Origin of the sequence: Pseudomonas sp. MWU16-30323, from assembly GCF_020515595.1 — a bacterium.
Lineage (GTDB): Bacteria > Pseudomonadota > Gammaproteobacteria > Pseudomonadales > Pseudomonadaceae > Aquipseudomonas > Aquipseudomonas yamanorum.
Window position 1 is genome coordinate 1 of the sequence record NZ_JAIWYM010000111.1, and the last position, 318, is coordinate 318.

Genomic DNA, 318 nt, shown 5'->3' on the forward strand with positions numbered 1-318 from the left:
GCCCACACGCGGGATGGCCATGGAGCCCCAGGTCGCCCCGGCCCAGCCCTGGGTGACACGGATCCAGCAGGAGCTGTGGTCGTTGTTTTTGTCCGAACGATCCCACGGGAACTGCACCTTGACCCGGCCCCATTCGTCGCAATAGATCTCTTCACCGGGCGGGCCGACCACCGTGGCGATCTGTGGGCCGTCGATGCAGGGTTTGTCGCGCAGTGGGGCTTTCCACTCCGAGGTCCAGCGGATGGCACTGGCTTTCAACGTGTAAGAGGTGCCGAGGCCACTGCCAAACGATTCTTCCTGAAGGCTGGTGTGCTGAAG

Annotated in this window: 1 protein-coding gene; it reads right to left on the bottom strand. The window is 63.5% G+C overall.

What is annotated here, in order from left to right; all coding sequences use genetic code 11:
* A partial coding sequence (locus tag LIY45_RS30670; RefSeq protein WP_226478737.1) for a phage baseplate assembly protein V occupies positions 1-318 on the bottom strand: 318 nt, incomplete at both ends.